Origin of the sequence: Hydrogenophaga sp. (assembly GCF_030373245.1) — a bacterium.
Classification (GTDB): domain Bacteria; phylum Pseudomonadota; class Gammaproteobacteria; order Burkholderiales; family Burkholderiaceae_C; genus Hydrogenophaga.
The window spans coordinates 74474-89078 of record NZ_JAUCZF010000003.1; the positions used below are offsets into that span (position 1 = coordinate 74474).

Consider the following 14605-nt stretch of genomic DNA (forward strand, 5'->3'; position numbering starts at 1 on the left):
AAGTAGCCGTTGAGGATCGCGCATCCAGCCTCGGTACAGAGCGTGGAACCGGCAGCACCGGGACGCTGGCTTGCCCACTTGAGGGTCGAGGACCGCGGCTGCAAGTTTGCCTGTGCCGAACTGGACGGGACGAAGCGGCACGGCTTCTTGGCCGCTTCGTGCCCTTCAAAGGAAGCGAGGCGTCGCCGCGAGATACCTCAGACGGCCAGCAGATCAACCTCGAACAGCAGCGTCGCGTTGGGCGGAATCACGCCTCCCGCGCCACGCGCGCCATAACCCAGCGCTGCCGGGATGACCAGGCGGCGTGTGCCACCCACAGCCATGCCTTGTACGCCCTCGTCCCAGCCCTTGATGACGTGGCCAGCGCCCAGCGGGAATTCAAACGGCTGGCCGCGGTCCTTGCTGGAATCGAACTTGGCGCCCTGCACGCCATCGTTGTAGAGCCAGCCGGTGTAGTGCACCTGCACCGGGCGACCGGCCTGGGCGACCTCGCCGTTACCCACGGTGGTGTCTTCGTATTGCAGGCCGCTGGGGGTCGTGATCATGGTGGAGTCCTCGAGTTGAGTTGTTGAAAGAATGCGTTGGAAGGATTATTCCAGCCACTGGGTGAAGCTGGCCACAGGCTCGCGCGGCGTGTGAAAACCGTTGACCTTTTCGTCGGGGTCAGCAAAGCCCAGCGCCATGCCGCAGACCAGCATCTCGCTGTCGCTGGCGTCGATGTGCGGCAGGATGATCTTGGCAAAACCGTTCCAGGCCGCCTGCGGGCAGGTGTGCAGGCCATGGCCGCGCGCGGCGATCATGAGGTTTTCCAGGAACATCCCATAGTCCACCAGCGAGCCACGGCCCATCACCTTGTCCAGCGTGAACATCAGCCCCACCGGCGCGTCGAAAAATCGGAAATTGCGCTGGTGCTGGGCATGCATCTTGTCCTTGTCGCCCTTGGTGATGCCGAGCAGGCCGTAAAGGCTCCAGCCGTTTTCACGCCGCCGGTCGATGTAGGGGCTGACCCATTGCTCGGGGTAGTAGTCGTATTCCTCGCGGTATTGCGCCGCCAGAGAGGGGTCCGCGCGCAGGGCATCGTGGGCGGCACACACTTTGTCCACCAAGGCGTTGCGGCTGGCACCCTGCAGCACGTAGACCTTCCACGGCTGGGTGTTGGTGCCCGAGGGTGCTCGGCTGGCGAGCGTGAGCAGGTGCTCGATGGTGGCGCGTGGCACCGGCTTGGGCAGAAAGGCGCGCGCCGACATGCGGGTGCTGATGGCAGCGTCGACACTGGCGGCGTCGATGACGGGCAGCGTGGTGGGGTTTTGGCTCACAGCAGTTTCTCCAGGGAGTTTTTCAAAGTCTCGGGTAATGGCACCGGGCGCTGGGTCACGCGATCAACATAGACGTGAACAAAATGACCGCAGGCGGCCGCGGTTTCGTGGCCTTCGGCGAACAGCCCCACCTCGTAGCGAACACTGGAACTGCCCAGCTGAGCGACGCGCAGGCCGGCCTGTACGGTTTGCGGAAAGGCCAGCGGCGCGAAGTAATTGCATTGGGTCTCGACCACAAAGCCGATCACCGCGCCCTGGTGGATGTCCAGCGCTCCCTTCTCGATCAGGTGGGCGTTGACCGCGGTGTCAAACCAGCTGTAGTAGACGACGTTGTTGACGTGGCCATACACGTCGTTGTCCATCCACCGCGTACCGATGTCGCGAAAGACGCGGTAGTGGCTGCGGGGGCGGGCTTGCGGGCGCCCCGCCGGAGAATCGTTGCTCATGGCCGAAGATTGTGCCAGCCGCCTCAGCGGGTGCCTGTCGCCAAGCCGCCTGCCCAGCGCTGCCACCGCGCGTGGTACTCAAGCGCCACGGCGTAGGTGTTGATCTGCACCTGCACCGTGGCTTCGAGGTCGGTACCGTAGCCACCAGCCATGCAGAACACCAGCGGCACGCGCCGCTGCCAGGCCCAGTCCATCACGCGCCGGTCACGGGCCTCCAGGCCGTCGAAACTGATCTTCAGACGCCCCAGCCGGTCGCCTTCGTGCGGATCGGCCCCGGCAAGGTAGATCACCATCCCGGGATCAAAGCGCCGCTCCAGCTCCTCAATCGCGCGCTCCAGCGCGTCCAGGTATTCGATGTCGCCGCAGCCGTCGGGCAGCTCCACGTCCAGATCGCTGGGCTCCTTGCGGAATGGAAAGTTGCGCGCGCCGTGCAGCGACAGGGTGAACACCGACGCATCGTTGACGAAGATGCGCGCGGTGCCATTGCCTTGGTGCACATCAAGGTCAATGATGGCCACACGCAACAGGCCGGCCGCACGGTGTTGACGCGCGTGCTCGGCCTGCAGCAGACGGGTCGTCACTGCCGCGTCGTTGAACACGCAAAAGCCGCTGCCCTTGTCGGCGTAGGCGTGGTGGGTGCCCCCGGCCAGGTTGGCGGCCAGGCCTTCGCCAGCCATCGCACGACGACCCGCCAACACCGTGGCACCGACCGACCGGCGAGCCCGCTCGGCCATGGCCGGACTCCAGGGAAATCCGATTTCGCGCTGCGCAGCGGTGCTTAGAGTGCCCTCGGCCACGGCGCGGATGTAGTCCGGCGTATGCACCAGCGCCAACTCGCCGTCGGTCGCCGGCAGAGCCTCCTGCAGGCTCACGCCGGGCAGTTCGGCCGCCAGTCGCTGGCGCAAGCGGCCGTACTTGGCCATGGGGAAGCGATGTCCCGTGGGCAGAGGCAGGACGAAATGATCGGCGTAGTAAGCGTGCACAAGCGAGATGGCGTAACGGGCTGCCCCGATTGTGGCGGCGCCATGAAAACCGGCGGGCAGACCCGGTGTTTAGAAGACCCCGCCTAGAATGTTGCGTCGCAGCAAAAAAGCCTTGCAAAGCCACGGGTAATCCCTATAATTTGAGGTATGTTGCAGTGCAGCAAAGCGAACGAGAACAACAGCGTCGAGACAGCGCGGGTTCGGGAGCAGCCCTCAACTAGGTTCTTTTTTACCTCGTCTGACCTTTCAATAATTGGAGTACCACCATGCTGACCGCTGAACAAATCGTCGCCGCCCAGAAAGCCAACATCGAGACCATTTTTGGCCTGACCCAGAAAGCCTTTGAAGGCGTCGAAAAGCTGGTTGACCTCAACGTGCAAGCCACCAAGGCCGCCATGTCCGAGTCCGCCAACAACGCCCAGGCCATGCTCAGCGTGAAAGACGCTCAGGAACTGCTGACCCTGCAAGCCGCCCTGATGCAGCCCCTGGCCGAAAAGACCGTGGCCTACAGCCGTCACCTGTATGACATCGCCTCGGGCACCAGCGCCGAGTTCACCAAAGCCGCTGAAGCCCAATCGGCCGACGCCCAGAAGAAATTCATGGCCGTCGTGGACAACGCCGCCAAGAACGCGCCCGCCGGTTCCGAAACCGCCGTGACCATGATGAAGAGCGCCGTATCGGCAGCCAACAACGCCATGGAATCGGTGCAAAAGGCCGTCAAGCAAGCCACCGAAATGGCCGAGTCCAACTTCAACACCGTGACCAGCCAGGCCACCAGCGCTGTCAAGGCTTCCGCTAAGAAGCGTTGAATTGAAGCGGGATCGCCCCGCTCCAGACCGCTTTGCCGTTCGGCGGAGCGGTCACACTCAAAACATCGGTGATCGACCACCTACTGGTTTGTCGATCACCTCAACCGGTTTCTCTGGTTGTCTCCTCGGGTCCTTTTCGACATCGGATGTCATCGGATCCCTTAAGCCCTCACCGCAACGTGAGGGCTTTTTTTCGGCCCTACATTGGCAGGTCTGGCAACAGCGTCAGGGCTGGCGAAGCTTGGCCAGCTCTGCCTTGAGGCGCGGCATGGCCGCCTGCATGGCTGCGCGACCGGCCTCGATGGAGCGCTGACGCGAAGCAAAATCAGCGCTGCCCACCCCGCTGAGTGCCGGGCGCACCACCAGCTCGGCGCTGGCCAGCTCAAAGCGGTTGATGCTCTGGCCCATGATGGCGGTGGTCTGCAGCAGCAGCCCCAGCATGCCGCTGGCGTCGTTACCCTGCGGGTCCGCCGAGATGTCGACCGCCAGCACCACCTCAGCACCCATGGAGCGCGCCTGTCCCACCGGCACCGGAGCCACCAGGCCACCGTCGACATATTCGCGGCCTGCAATCAGGACCGGCGCGAACACGCCGGGCACTGCACTGGAGGCGCGAACCGCCTGGGCGGCGTCGCCGCGGCGAAACAGCACGCCCTGCCCGCTGCCCAGATCGGTGGCCAACACACCCAGCGGCATGGCCATGTCTTGCAGCAGGCGTCCGCCCACAGCCTGTCGCACGTAACGCGCCAGCGCATCTCCGCGCAACATGCCTCGGCTGAGGATGGGGAGCATCCAGTCCGTGAGCGTGGCTTCGTCCATGCTGAGCGCGGCACGCTCCAGCGCCGCGGCGTCCATGCCGCTGGCGTACAGCGCCGCCACCAGGCTGCCAGCCGAAGTGCCCACCACAAGATCGGGGCGAATCCCATTGCGCTCCAGTTCCTGGATCACGCCGACATGGGCAAAACCACGTGCTGCGCCGCCTCCCAGCGCCAAGCCCAGTCGGGGTGGCCTGCGCACCGGCTCAACCAGCGGCGGGGTTGTCACCACGGGCGGAGCCATCGGGGGTGGTTCGGTCTGGGCGGGCAGCAGAGAGCAGCCCGAAAGCAGGACCAACAGTGCTCCGTTGATCCATATCAATATTTTTTTATTGAGAACCATTCGTATTTCGGTTATCATTAAATCCGTGCTTCGTTCAGCGATGCTTAGGCCCACACAGGCCCTAAGCCACCCAGTTTTTAAACCTGAGAGCCACCATGCCATCCTTTTTCACTTCACGGGTTCCGTCCGTCGCCCGCCTCCCGATCTTCGCTGCATTGGCCTTGTGCACCACCCTTCCCGCCATGTCCCAGGACAAGGTGCTGAATCTGTACTCCGCCCGGCACTACCAGACCGATGAGGTGATGTACGACACGTTCACCAAGACCACCGGCATCAAGATCAACCGCATCGATGCCGACGACGCAGGCATCTTGGCCCGCCTGCGCGCCGAAGGCTCCGCGTCACCGGCAGACGTGGTGCTGCTGGTGGATGCGGCCCGCCTCACGGCGGCGGACGCACAAGGGTTGTTCCAACCCATCCAGTCGGCGAAACTGCAAGCGGCCATCCCGGCCACGCTGCGGGCCGCGGCCACCCCACAGGGCACAACCTGGTACGGCTTCTCCACCCGTGCGCGCGTGATCGTGTACGACCCCAAGCGGGTCAGGGCCGAAGACGTGGCCACCTACGAACAGCTCTCAGATCCCAAGCTCAAGGGCCTGCTGTGCACCCGTTCAGGCTCACATCCCTACCAGCTCTCCTTGTTCTCCACTGTGGTGGAGCGCCTGGGTGATGCCAAGGGGGAAGCCTGGCTCAAGGGTCTGGTGGACAACATGGCACGCGCGCCCAAGGGTGGTGACACCGACCAGATCAAGGCGGTGGCCTCAGGCGAATGTGGCGTGGCGATCACCAACACCTACTACGCCGCGCGCTTGCTCAAGTCGGACAAGGCGGAGGACAAGGCGGTAATGGAGAAGGTGCGGGTGGTCTTCCCCAACCAGGGCACGAGCGGCACCCACGTCAACATCAGTGGCGGCGCGGTAGCCAAGCACGCCAAGAACCGGGACAACGCCATTCTGTTCATGGAATACCTGGCCAGTCCGTTCGCACAGAACTACTTTGCAAACGGCAACAACGAATACCCGGCGGTCACCGGAGTGAAGGTGGACAACGCTGCCCTCACCGCGATCGGAAGCAATGGATTCAAGGCCGAGACCGTTCCCCTCAACGTGGTAGCGAAGAACGTGACCAAAGTTCAACAGATGCTGGACCGCGTCGGATACAAGTGAATCAACCCCGCGCCGCCTGCGGCGTCACACCCTCCAGGGGGTGACGCCCGAGCATCCGGCCGGCGGGGGGGTGATCAGCTCACCAGGTGTTTTCTTGCCCGGTGCAGCCGCACATAAAGGCTGTCCTGGCTGATGCCCAGCCGTTCGCACACCGCCTCGGTCGGCTCGTCGTTGAGCACGCTCCATTGCATCGCATCTCGCAGCCCGCCTGGCAGCTGCTGGATGCGGGACATCACCAGGGCCAGGCGTTCGCGCTGCTCGGCCAGGTCGTCTGGCCCCGGGGCACCACAGACTTGCCGGCTGTTGGGTTCATCGCTTTCGTCTTCATCGCGGTCCAGCGCGCTGTAACGCACGCGGTCTCGGATCAAGTCGACCAGCTTGTTCTTGAGGATGCCGACCAGCCAACTGCGCAAAGCACTGCGCCCGCCAAACTGGGCGCGGCCGCCGAGCACGGCTTCAAACACATCGTGCACCACGTCTTCGGCCAAGGCGGGGTCGTGCAGCTTGCGCCGGGCAAAGCGCAGGAGATAGTCGCGGTGCGCCAGCACCTCGTGCCAACACACGCCCGCAGGCTGGGGCAGGAAAGGCGAAAGCGGTGCGACTGACGTCATGTGAGGTCCTTGGTGGGGGTGATGGCTCCACTGTGTGAGACGGGCATCACAGCCACCTCGAGAAACCTCACATTTGCATCACATCGCAGCCAGGTTCGGCGTAAGAATGGCGCGCGAATACCGACTCAAGCCCATGAACGAGCCCAAACGCATCCTGGTGGCCGAGGATCAGACCGACATCCGCGACCTGCTGGTGCTCAACCTGCGCGCGGCGGGTTACGCGGTGAGTGAAACCCGCGATGGATTGTCGGCACTGGCCTTGCAGACCGAGGCGCCCTGCGATGTCCTCGTGCTCGATCTCATGATGCCAGGCCTGGACGGGTTGGAGCTGTGCAAGACGCTGCGCGGACGCGGAGACACGACGCCCATCCTCATGCTCACCGCCAAGTCCACCGAGCTCGATCGCGTGCTGGGTCTGGAGCTGGGTGCAGACGACTACCTCACCAAACCGTTTTCGCTCGCTGAACTGATGGCGCGGGTCAAAGTTCTGTTGCGCCGCGCCGAACAGCTGCGCGCTGCGCTGGCGGCACAGGCCACGGCCAGCGACACGGCGTCGGCGCTGATCAACGGCGAGCTGGAGATCCAGCCCGTCAAGCGCCAGGTTCGCGTGCGCGGTCAGGCGCTGGATTTCACCGCGCTGGAATTCGACCTGCTGATGCACTTCGCCCAGCACCCGGGCCATGTGTATTCGCGCAGCCAGTTGCTGAGTGCCGTCTGGGGTTACAGCCACGACGGCTACGAGCACACCGTCACCACCCACATCAACCGATTGCGAGCCAAGCTGGAGGACGATCCGCTCAGGCCAGCGTTCATCCTCACGGTGCGCGGCGCGGGCTACAAGATGCGTGAGCGCCCAGGCGCTGGCTCATGACGGTCCGCGCCAAGATCGCGTTCACGATCCTGTTCACCGGCCTGTTGACCGCGCTCGGCGTGGTGTTGGCACTTGTGCTGGCCTACGAGCGCTTCGAGCACGAATCGAGCTACTACCGGGCCGACGCTTTCCTCAAGCGCGTGACCGAGCAGCACAGCGACCTGCTGGGCATGCGCGAGCGTTTCGGCGAAGACTTCGACAGCTTTCTGGCCAACCTCGTGCTCTACGAGCCGGATACCCAGCTCTACCTGCTCGACCCCCAAGGGCAGGTGCTGAGCTCCACTGGCCAGCGGTCGCTGGCGGCAAATTTCCGCGTCAACATGGGACCGGTGATGCTGGCCTCTGGCAACGACCCCATGCCTTACGTGTTGGGCGACAACCCCGAGCGCATGGACGCGCGGGTGGTGGTGGCGGCGCGCGCACTCAAGCCAATGTCGATTGCCCCCGACCCGCCGGTGGCCGGCTACCTCTATCTGGTGACCCGCCCACGTGGCTTCACCGAGAGCCGCAGCACCGCCTTGCACAGCGCGCTTTCGCAGCCGTTTGTGTTGCTGATGCTGGTGGTGGTGGCCTTGACCACCGGCCTCGCAGCCTGGATCACCGCCACCGTCACCCGCCCGCTCACCCGCCTCACCGCCTCGGTCAGTCGCATCCGGGATGAAGGACTGTCAGACGCGTTGCCACTCGCCGCGAACGACGCCGACGCACCCTGGAACCTGCCCGATGCCCGCGACCAACACAACGAGTTTGGCCAGCTCGCGCGCGGCATCGGCGCCATGCTTCAAACCCTGCGCCGGCAATGGGCTGCGCTGCGCCGCCTCGACCACTTCCGCCGCGAAGGCGTGAGCAACCTGTCGCACGACCTGCGCTCTCCGCTGACCGCCACCAGCGCCTGCCTGGAAACGCTGGACAACCGCTGGCAAGGCGATCCGGCCCGCGACGCTGACCGCGAACTGGTGGCGGTGGCGCTGCGCAACACGCACAACGCCGCGCGCCTGGTGCAAAGCATGGGTGACCTGGCGCGGCTGGACGAGCCGGCGTTTGAGCTGAAAACCGAGGTGCTGGACCTGGGAGAGTTGCTCGATGACGTGGCGATCCGCTTTGCCGAACGCGCGCGCCAGCTCGGCGTGATGCTGTCCACCGGGGACCCGCCGGGCCAGCCCCACGGCGCCGCGCTGGCTCGGGTGGATGTGCAGCTGATCGAGCGCGCGGTGGCCAACCTGATCGACAACGCGCTGAAGTACGGAGCCGCGGGCGGCGCGATCACGCTGCGCGCGCAGCGGGCCGAGAACACCGACGGGGCACAAGCCCTGGTCACCGTGAGCGACAGAGGGCCAGGCATTGCCGCCGACGACCTGCCCCACCTCTTCGACCGCTTCTACCAGAGCCGCCATCAGGTCGCTCCGGCCACTGGCGAGGGTGGAAAAGGCCTGGGCCTGGCCATCGTCAAACGGATCGCCGAACTGCACGGCGGCCAGCTGTCGCTGGCCAGCACACCGGGCTCGGGCACGGTGGTGACGCTGGCGCTTCCGGCTGCCTGAGCTAACCCCAGCCTCGTCGGTGATAATTGACGTTTACGTCAACGTCAATCCCGGCACATTCCCCGAAGGAGCATCCCATGGACATTCAAGGCAAAGTCTTCATCGTCACCGGCGGCGCATCGGGCCTGGGCGAAGGCACGGCACGCATGCTGGCGGCCAACGGCGCGAAGGTGGTCATCGCCGACATGCAGACCGACAAAGGCGAAGCCGTGGCCAAGGACATTGGTGGCGCGTTCGTGAAATGTGATGTGAGCCAGGAGGCCGATGGCCAGGCGGTGGTGGCCAAAGCCGTCTCCATGGGCAAGCTCATGGGCCTGATCAACTGCGCCGGCATCGCGCCAGCCGAGAAAACCGTGGGCAAGACCGGCGCGCACTCGCTGGCGGTTTACACCAAGACCATCATGGTCAATCTGGTCGGCAGCTTCAACATGATCCGCCTGGCGTCAGAGGCCATGTGCAAGAACGAGCCCGAGACCACCGGCGAGCGCGGCGTGATGATCTCCACCGCCAGCGTGGCGGCCTACGACGGCCAGATCGGCCAGGCGGCCTACGCAGCCAGCAAGGGCGGCGTCGTCGGCATGACGCTGCCGATCGCGCGCGACCTGTCGCGCAACGGGATCCGCAACATGACCATCGCCCCCGGCATCTTCGGCACGCCCATGCTGTTTGGCATGCCGCAAGAGGTGCAGGACGCGCTGGCCGCCAGCGTGCCATTCCCCAGTCGCCTGGGCACGCCGGCCGACTATGCCAAGCTCGCCAAGCACATCATCGAAAACGACATGCTCAACGGCGAGGTGATTCGCCTTGACGGCGCGATCCGCCTGGCGCCGCGCTGATCCTCAGATCGCCTGGGCTGCCAGCTTCTGCAGATTGGACATGGCCGGCATGGCGGCGGCGCGGATGCGACCAAGCACCGCCAGCTTGTCGATGTCGTCCGGCGGAATCCCCGCGATCACCTTGCCGAATCCATCCAGCCGACAGTCGCGGATCCAGCGGCTCAGCGCCTTGTCCTGACCCCAGCGGAACTGGTTGGCCATGTTGGCCATGTTGCAGTGCAGGTATTGATGCAGCTCGTGGGGAAACGGCACCGTGGCGCACAGAGCGTTTTTGGTCGCATCGTCCGGGTAATGGGCCTCCACGTAAGCAATCAGCGCAGCGCTGAACGCCGGCTGCGGCGCACGCACCAGTTGCGGCACGATGCGCTCGCCCTGAAAGATGGCGCTGCCCGGCCGAGGCTCCACCGCCGAGGCGGTGCAGTCGATGTAGAGCGTGCCGTCGGCCGGCATCGCTACCCGGCCCTGCTCCATCAGCAAGCCTTCAGCGTCGATGGCTGTCACCCGACCCAGGCGGATCACTTGCGTGATGCGGCGCAAAGTCTCGATCTCGCCGGTGGACATGGTGGCAAAGTGAAACATGCTGGGGCGCACCGCGCGGTCGATGCGCAGCATGATGCCCGCCGCCTCCAGCCGATCAAACAGGTCGTCCAGCGAGCTCGCTGCGGCAAACGCTTCCATCTGGTCGGCCTGACCGCCCAGTGTCTGATGGAAAAACTCCAGACCGGGCTGGATGTGCAGTCGATTGAGCAACCAGGAGTCGCGCGGCACCACCCAGTGGATGCTCTCGGGTCTGGCACCGCTGCCCAGCAGCCACACGCCCACGTCCATCGCCGTCTTGCCTGCACCCACGATCACGAATCGTTTGGGGCGTTGCGCGGCCGGCTTCATCCACAGCTGTGGCAAGGCGTTGGGCGGCACGAGGTCCATGCCGTCGGCCAGGGCGAAGCGCGGGGTGTGGGTGGCGGGCACCGAGGTGCCGAAAAAGGTGGCGTCCACCGTCTTGCGAGCCACACGCACCTGCGTTTCTTCACCCGACAGCATTGATACAAACCGGCCATCACCCAAGTAGTCACACAGTGGGTGGTAGCTCACCCGGCCGCTGGGCAGCAGGCGCTGGCGCATGACGGCGTCGAAATAGCCGCTGACCTCGGGGCCAGAGGCCAGCTCGTACAGCCCCTGGTTGACGCCGACGGTGTCTTTGCGGTTGCTGCCCAGCGGCAGCGAGTTCACGCCGTAAAACGCCGAAGGCTGGTGCAAAGCCACAAACGCGTAGGCATCGTTCCAGTGGCCACCGGGCTTGCCGTGGCGGTCGACGATGGTGATGCGTGCGTCGGTTTCCTGCAGCAAGGTATCGGCAAAGGCCAAACCGACAGCGCCGCTGCCGATCACGAGGTAGTCGGTCTGCAGGGTATTCAATGGAATCTCCGATGGGCCGTTTCGCCGCCGGGCGAATGCGCCAAGGACCAGTATCGCAGTCCTGAACCGGATGGGCGGAGTTTTCAGGGGCGCTTAAGAACCCTCCTGTTTGTGCCGCATTGCACACAAAAGTCCCTTCATGAACTTGAAAAAGTAGGTCAAACGGCACTACTTGCAACACAATGTTTCTGTTACCACTGGGCTTGCCCCTATGCGCCCCGAACCCGGCAGGTCGTCACCGCAACCGAGTGCAACTCCCTCGGCATCAAGGGCTCACCTCCAAACCGGCATTGGTTTGCCCGCCGGGCGTGCCTGCTGGAGTCAAGCCATCACGTGTTCGGTCGACCGCATGGCGCCCCTGCCACTCAAAAGAAATCTGTCACATGGAACGCATCAGGTACGCAATTGAAAAGGCCAGAGAGGCTGCCAATCAACGTCGGCTAGGGCAAGTGCCCACCGAAACGGGGGATGCAATTGCCTGGGCCGCTTCGATGACACCCAAACCCTTGACGGGACCCGAGGCGCTGGCGCCAGAGGGCGCCGACCCACGTCGGCGCGTGCCTGTCGTGCTGTTGCTGGGTGTGGTCGCCCTGATCGCTGGATGGGCTTTGTGGTCAACCCAGCAGAGCGTACCAGCGCCCTCCAGCCCTTCGGCCACAGCCGCATCGTCCATCTTGGTCAACCCACCCAACCCAGGCGCTCAGCCGGTGCCCGCAGCGCCTCTTGTGGCCGCTGCGCCAATTCAAGCCCTCCCGGCCAGCCCGATGCAGGCTGCAATCACTGCACCAGAGCCTCCCAGCGCGCCGGAGGTTCTGCTGGTGGATCAGGTCGCGCGCGCAGTCGAGTCCTGGCGCCAGGACTGGGCTGCTCGCAACATGATGGCCTACCTGGATCATTACAACGAGGCGTTCACGCCGGCAGACGGTGTGTCGCGCCGTGACTGGATCGCCAGTCGTTATCGCAATGTGGGCGGCCGTACCTCCATCGAGGTGCAGATCAAGGATCTGCAGATCTTTCCCCTGAGCGACGATCGGGTGCGAGTGGGCTTTTTGCAGGATTACGCCTCTGGCAGCTACCGCGAGATCGCTCGGCCCAAGACGCTCGAACTCGTGCTTGGGCCTGATGACCGTTGGCGCATCGTGGGCGAATGGCAGGGTAAGCCCCCTGCGCTTGTGGCGTCAGACAATTCGTGAGCACCGCTGCTGCACAAAAATACTACTTTCAGCTTCCATAGTCGGGCCGACTGCGGCACACTTGAACCGCAGGGGGCAGATTCCGACTCCCTGCTCCGTTCGACCCAGTCGATCTGCCCATCACCAGGAGAAAACATGTCTGAATACCTCGCCGATGTCCGCAAGTACGCCCCCCAGGCCAGCGAAGCCGCTGTCAACGCCATCGTCAAGTACTGCGGGATCGCCCTGCGCAATGCCGATTCGTCACTGGTCTCGGGCACCGACCCGAAAGAACTGGCCACGGTGCGCGACGGTTTTGCCGCCAAGAAGCTGGGCCTCTCGGCCGAAGCCGCCGATGCGGGCATTGCGCGCGTGGTGGAGAAGATGAAGGGTGTGAACCGCAAGAGCCGCGTCACTTTCTACTACCTGCTGGCCGAGGCCACCGGCTCGCTGAGCAAGCTCGGCTAAGCACCACAGAATCCCTCCAGGAAAACCGGTCAATGGACCGGTTTTTTTCTGGTGCGATCGGACTCACGCGTCTTGCATGTTGCTAAGTTGCCAACACGTTCAACAGCGAAACGCCTGGGTGTGATGCGATGTGAAGCCTATGTTGCGCGATGTAGTACTGCTTTGCTCCAGCAGAAACTACCAGAGCGACCAACTTCCGGTCGTCAATATGTAGACCGATAGCAGCCCGTTGGTCGTTGCATGAGCAACGAATGCATCGGCAATGTTGTTGCGATAGATTCGAACCAGTCCGTATGCCACTCCTGCAAGCAGACCAGCTATCCACGCACTATGGAGCATGCCAAACAGAATTGAGGATACGGCTAGTGCGAGCCATGGAAAATGTGTCCGTCCGTTCACGCTGTGGCCAGTACCAAGCCATTCGAACAGATAGCCACGAAAGGCAAGCTCCTCGGCCAGAGGCACGGTGATCACAGCACCCATGGTTCTGACCACCAGCCAAGCGATCAGCAGTCCGGAAGGTATCTCATGCAGGTGCTGGTCGATCATGGGGCTTGCTGCAGGATCGTCTGGAACCAGCAGCAGCCAGAGCAAGAACACCAGTACACCGACTGCCACCGCAAACCAGGTGACTCGAAACGAAATGCTGCGATAGTGCCGCCAGAGAAGGGCCAGTGCACATGCCGTGAGAACGACCCGAATCGGATACCACCAGTCGACTGTGATGGTCATGGCCGACGTGATGAGCGTCGCCGACAGCATCACCACCAGCGGGATCAGCAGCGCCATCCTGAAACTGATCGGCTGTGCGCTCAATGTTTGAGGTGATCGGCTGAACAGCGCGCTGCTGTGCGCTAGCAGCAGTATGCAGGCTGTGACCAGAACGAAACTGATCCAGCCGGCCATGCTGTGAAACCCGCCCAGCGCCAGCTCTGGCGAAATCTCGGCACCGATGCCAATCAATGCCGCGATGCGAAAGATATTGAACAGCCAGATCGTGGCCACGCCCAGGGGTAGCAGCAACAGCGCTTGGGGAAAGCGGAAATCCTGGCGGAAGATGGTCAGATAAAACCCGGTGAATATCAGCACCAGCCCGATGCCTTCGTAGCCGGAGCACACGGCTGCAATCTCAACAACGAAGTCGCCGACCCCGAGAATGCGTTGCTGCGGGTCGACAACGACATCGGCGTAAAACAGCTGAAGCACTGAGGTTGCCACGTCAAAAGTGGCACCGCTTAGTGGATCCCACAGGCCCTGAGTAACCAGCGTGAATCCCCAGGTCAGCGTGGCGATGGCGCAGGCAAAACCAATGGTGATCGCCTCTTCCCGCGCAAACCGTAGGCAAAATTTGATGGGAGCGATTGTGCTCAGCCAAAGCACTGCGACCAATACCAGTGCAGCCAACCAGAACAGGGGAAAAGGGATTGCAGGCCCTTCCCAACGACTCGTTGTCGTCGAAAAGACCAGGTAGGTCAGGGCGAAAAACAGCAGATAGGCGATGAGCTGCAGCGAGAGCCACAAATGGTAGCTATGACCATCGGCGGCCACTTGTAGATGCCGGCTCCATTGCTTCAACCTGGGGCCCAGCGCCACCAGGAGCGCAACGACCCAGATGAACAGGATTTTTGATGCAGCACCTGCATGCCCCAACCACCCATAGCCGGCCGCGGCGTGCTGTTGCGGCAGTGTGCTCGCATCAAAAGCAACAGAGATTGCCAAAGCCTCGCCAACAATCAGCAGAACGAGCGAGAAAAGTCGGGCGGTGGTGGTTCGCATCAACGAGCAAACAACCCAGCACGAGCCGTTGCAGAT

The 14605-nt window shown here is 63.5% G+C and carries 15 protein-coding genes; 7 read left to right on the forward strand and 8 right to left on the reverse strand.

Features of this window, described 5'->3' with window-relative positions; translation table 11 throughout:
* Positions 1 to 197: 197 nt before the first annotated feature.
* The 4 genes from QUV25_RS08405 to QUV25_RS08420 all read right to left on the reverse strand — a co-directional run bounded on the left by QUV25_RS08405 (position 198) and on the right by QUV25_RS08420 (position 2745).
* Positions 198 to 545, reverse strand: coding sequence for an FKBP-type peptidyl-prolyl cis-trans isomerase (locus tag QUV25_RS08405; protein WP_300863157.1), 348 nt, complete (start codon positions 543 to 545; stop codon positions 198 to 200).
* Positions 546 to 590: 45 nt separating this feature from the next.
* Positions 591 to 1247 (reverse strand): nitroreductase, encoded by a 657-nt coding sequence (locus tag QUV25_RS08410; RefSeq protein WP_300863563.1) that lies wholly within the window; start codon positions 1245 to 1247, stop codon positions 591 to 593.
* Positions 1248 to 1312: 65 nt separating this feature from the next.
* Positions 1313 to 1762, reverse strand: coding sequence for a thioesterase family protein (locus QUV25_RS08415; protein ID WP_300863158.1), 450 nt, complete (start codon positions 1760 to 1762; stop codon positions 1313 to 1315).
* Positions 1763 to 1785: 23 nt separating this feature from the next.
* Complete coding sequence (locus tag QUV25_RS08420; RefSeq protein ID WP_300863159.1) at positions 1786 to 2745, reverse strand: histone deacetylase; 960 nt, start codon at positions 2743 to 2745, stop codon at positions 1786 to 1788.
* A 266-nt stretch (positions 2746 to 3011) separates the two neighbouring features.
* Between QUV25_RS08420 and phaP the strand changes: the two genes are divergently transcribed.
* Positions 3012 to 3554 carry a TIGR01841 family phasin gene (gene phaP / locus QUV25_RS08425; protein ID WP_300863160.1) on the forward strand — a complete coding sequence of 181 codons (543 nt, stop codon included), beginning with the start codon at positions 3012 to 3014 and terminating at the stop codon, positions 3552 to 3554.
* A 225-nt stretch (positions 3555 to 3779) separates the two neighbouring features.
* On the opposite strand, the gene QUV25_RS08430 is transcribed toward phaP, so the two are convergent.
* The gene (locus tag QUV25_RS08430; RefSeq protein WP_300863161.1) at positions 3780 to 4613 is read right to left on the reverse strand and encodes a patatin-like phospholipase family protein; all 834 of its coding nucleotides are present in this window, start codon (positions 4611 to 4613) and stop codon (positions 3780 to 3782) included.
* A 281-nt stretch (positions 4614 to 4894) separates the two neighbouring features.
* Between QUV25_RS08430 and QUV25_RS08435 the strand changes: the two genes are divergently transcribed.
* The gene (locus QUV25_RS08435) at positions 4895 to 5878 is read left to right on the forward strand and encodes an extracellular solute-binding protein (RefSeq protein WP_300863162.1); all 984 of its coding nucleotides are present in this window, start codon (positions 4895 to 4897) and stop codon (positions 5876 to 5878) included.
* Between the two features lie 74 nt (positions 5879 to 5952).
* On the opposite strand, the gene QUV25_RS08440 is transcribed toward QUV25_RS08435, so the two are convergent.
* Complete coding sequence (locus tag QUV25_RS08440; protein WP_300863163.1) at positions 5953 to 6489, reverse strand: sigma-70 family RNA polymerase sigma factor; 537 nt, start codon at positions 6487 to 6489, stop codon at positions 5953 to 5955.
* A gap of 133 nt (positions 6490 to 6622) precedes the next feature.
* Between QUV25_RS08440 and QUV25_RS08445 the strand changes: the two genes are divergently transcribed.
* The 3 genes from QUV25_RS08445 to QUV25_RS08455 all read left to right on the forward strand — a co-directional run bounded on the left by QUV25_RS08445 (position 6623) and on the right by QUV25_RS08455 (position 9737).
* The gene (locus QUV25_RS08445) at positions 6623 to 7360 is read left to right on the forward strand and encodes a response regulator transcription factor (protein ID WP_300863164.1); all 738 of its coding nucleotides are present in this window, start codon (positions 6623 to 6625) and stop codon (positions 7358 to 7360) included.
* A complete protein-coding gene (locus QUV25_RS08450; protein WP_300863165.1) occupies positions 7357 to 8901 on the forward strand; it encodes a HAMP domain-containing sensor histidine kinase in 1545 nt (514 codons plus the stop codon). Before QUV25_RS08445 ends, QUV25_RS08450 begins: the two co-directional genes overlap by 4 nt.
* 77 nt (positions 8902 to 8978) lie before the next feature.
* The gene (locus QUV25_RS08455) at positions 8979 to 9737 is read left to right on the forward strand and encodes a 3-hydroxyacyl-CoA dehydrogenase (protein WP_300863166.1); all 759 of its coding nucleotides are present in this window, start codon (positions 8979 to 8981) and stop codon (positions 9735 to 9737) included.
* A 3-nt stretch (positions 9738 to 9740) separates the two neighbouring features.
* Here QUV25_RS08455 and QUV25_RS08460 read toward each other — a convergent pair whose 3' ends face one another.
* The gene (locus tag QUV25_RS08460; RefSeq protein WP_300863168.1) at positions 9741 to 11153 is read right to left on the reverse strand and encodes an NAD(P)-binding protein; all 1413 of its coding nucleotides are present in this window, start codon (positions 11151 to 11153) and stop codon (positions 9741 to 9743) included.
* 491 nt (positions 11154 to 11644) lie between these two features.
* Here QUV25_RS08460 and QUV25_RS08465 point away from each other — a divergent pair, with 491 nt between their 5' ends.
* Both QUV25_RS08465 and QUV25_RS08470 read left to right on the forward strand, forming a co-directional pair.
* The gene (locus QUV25_RS08465; protein WP_300863170.1) at positions 11645 to 12346 is read left to right on the forward strand and encodes a hypothetical protein; all 702 of its coding nucleotides are present in this window, start codon (positions 11645 to 11647) and stop codon (positions 12344 to 12346) included.
* Between the two features lie 135 nt (positions 12347 to 12481).
* Entirely contained in the window at positions 12482 to 12793 is a 312-nt protein-coding gene (locus tag QUV25_RS08470) for a DUF2853 family protein (protein ID WP_300863172.1), read from the forward strand.
* 177 nt (positions 12794 to 12970) lie between these two features.
* Here QUV25_RS08470 and xrtE read toward each other — a convergent pair whose 3' ends face one another.
* Entirely contained in the window at positions 12971 to 14569 is a 1599-nt protein-coding gene (gene xrtE, locus QUV25_RS08475; RefSeq protein WP_300863173.1) for an exosortase E/protease, VPEID-CTERM system, read from the reverse strand.
* Between the last annotated feature and the right edge of the window lie 36 nt (positions 14570 to 14605).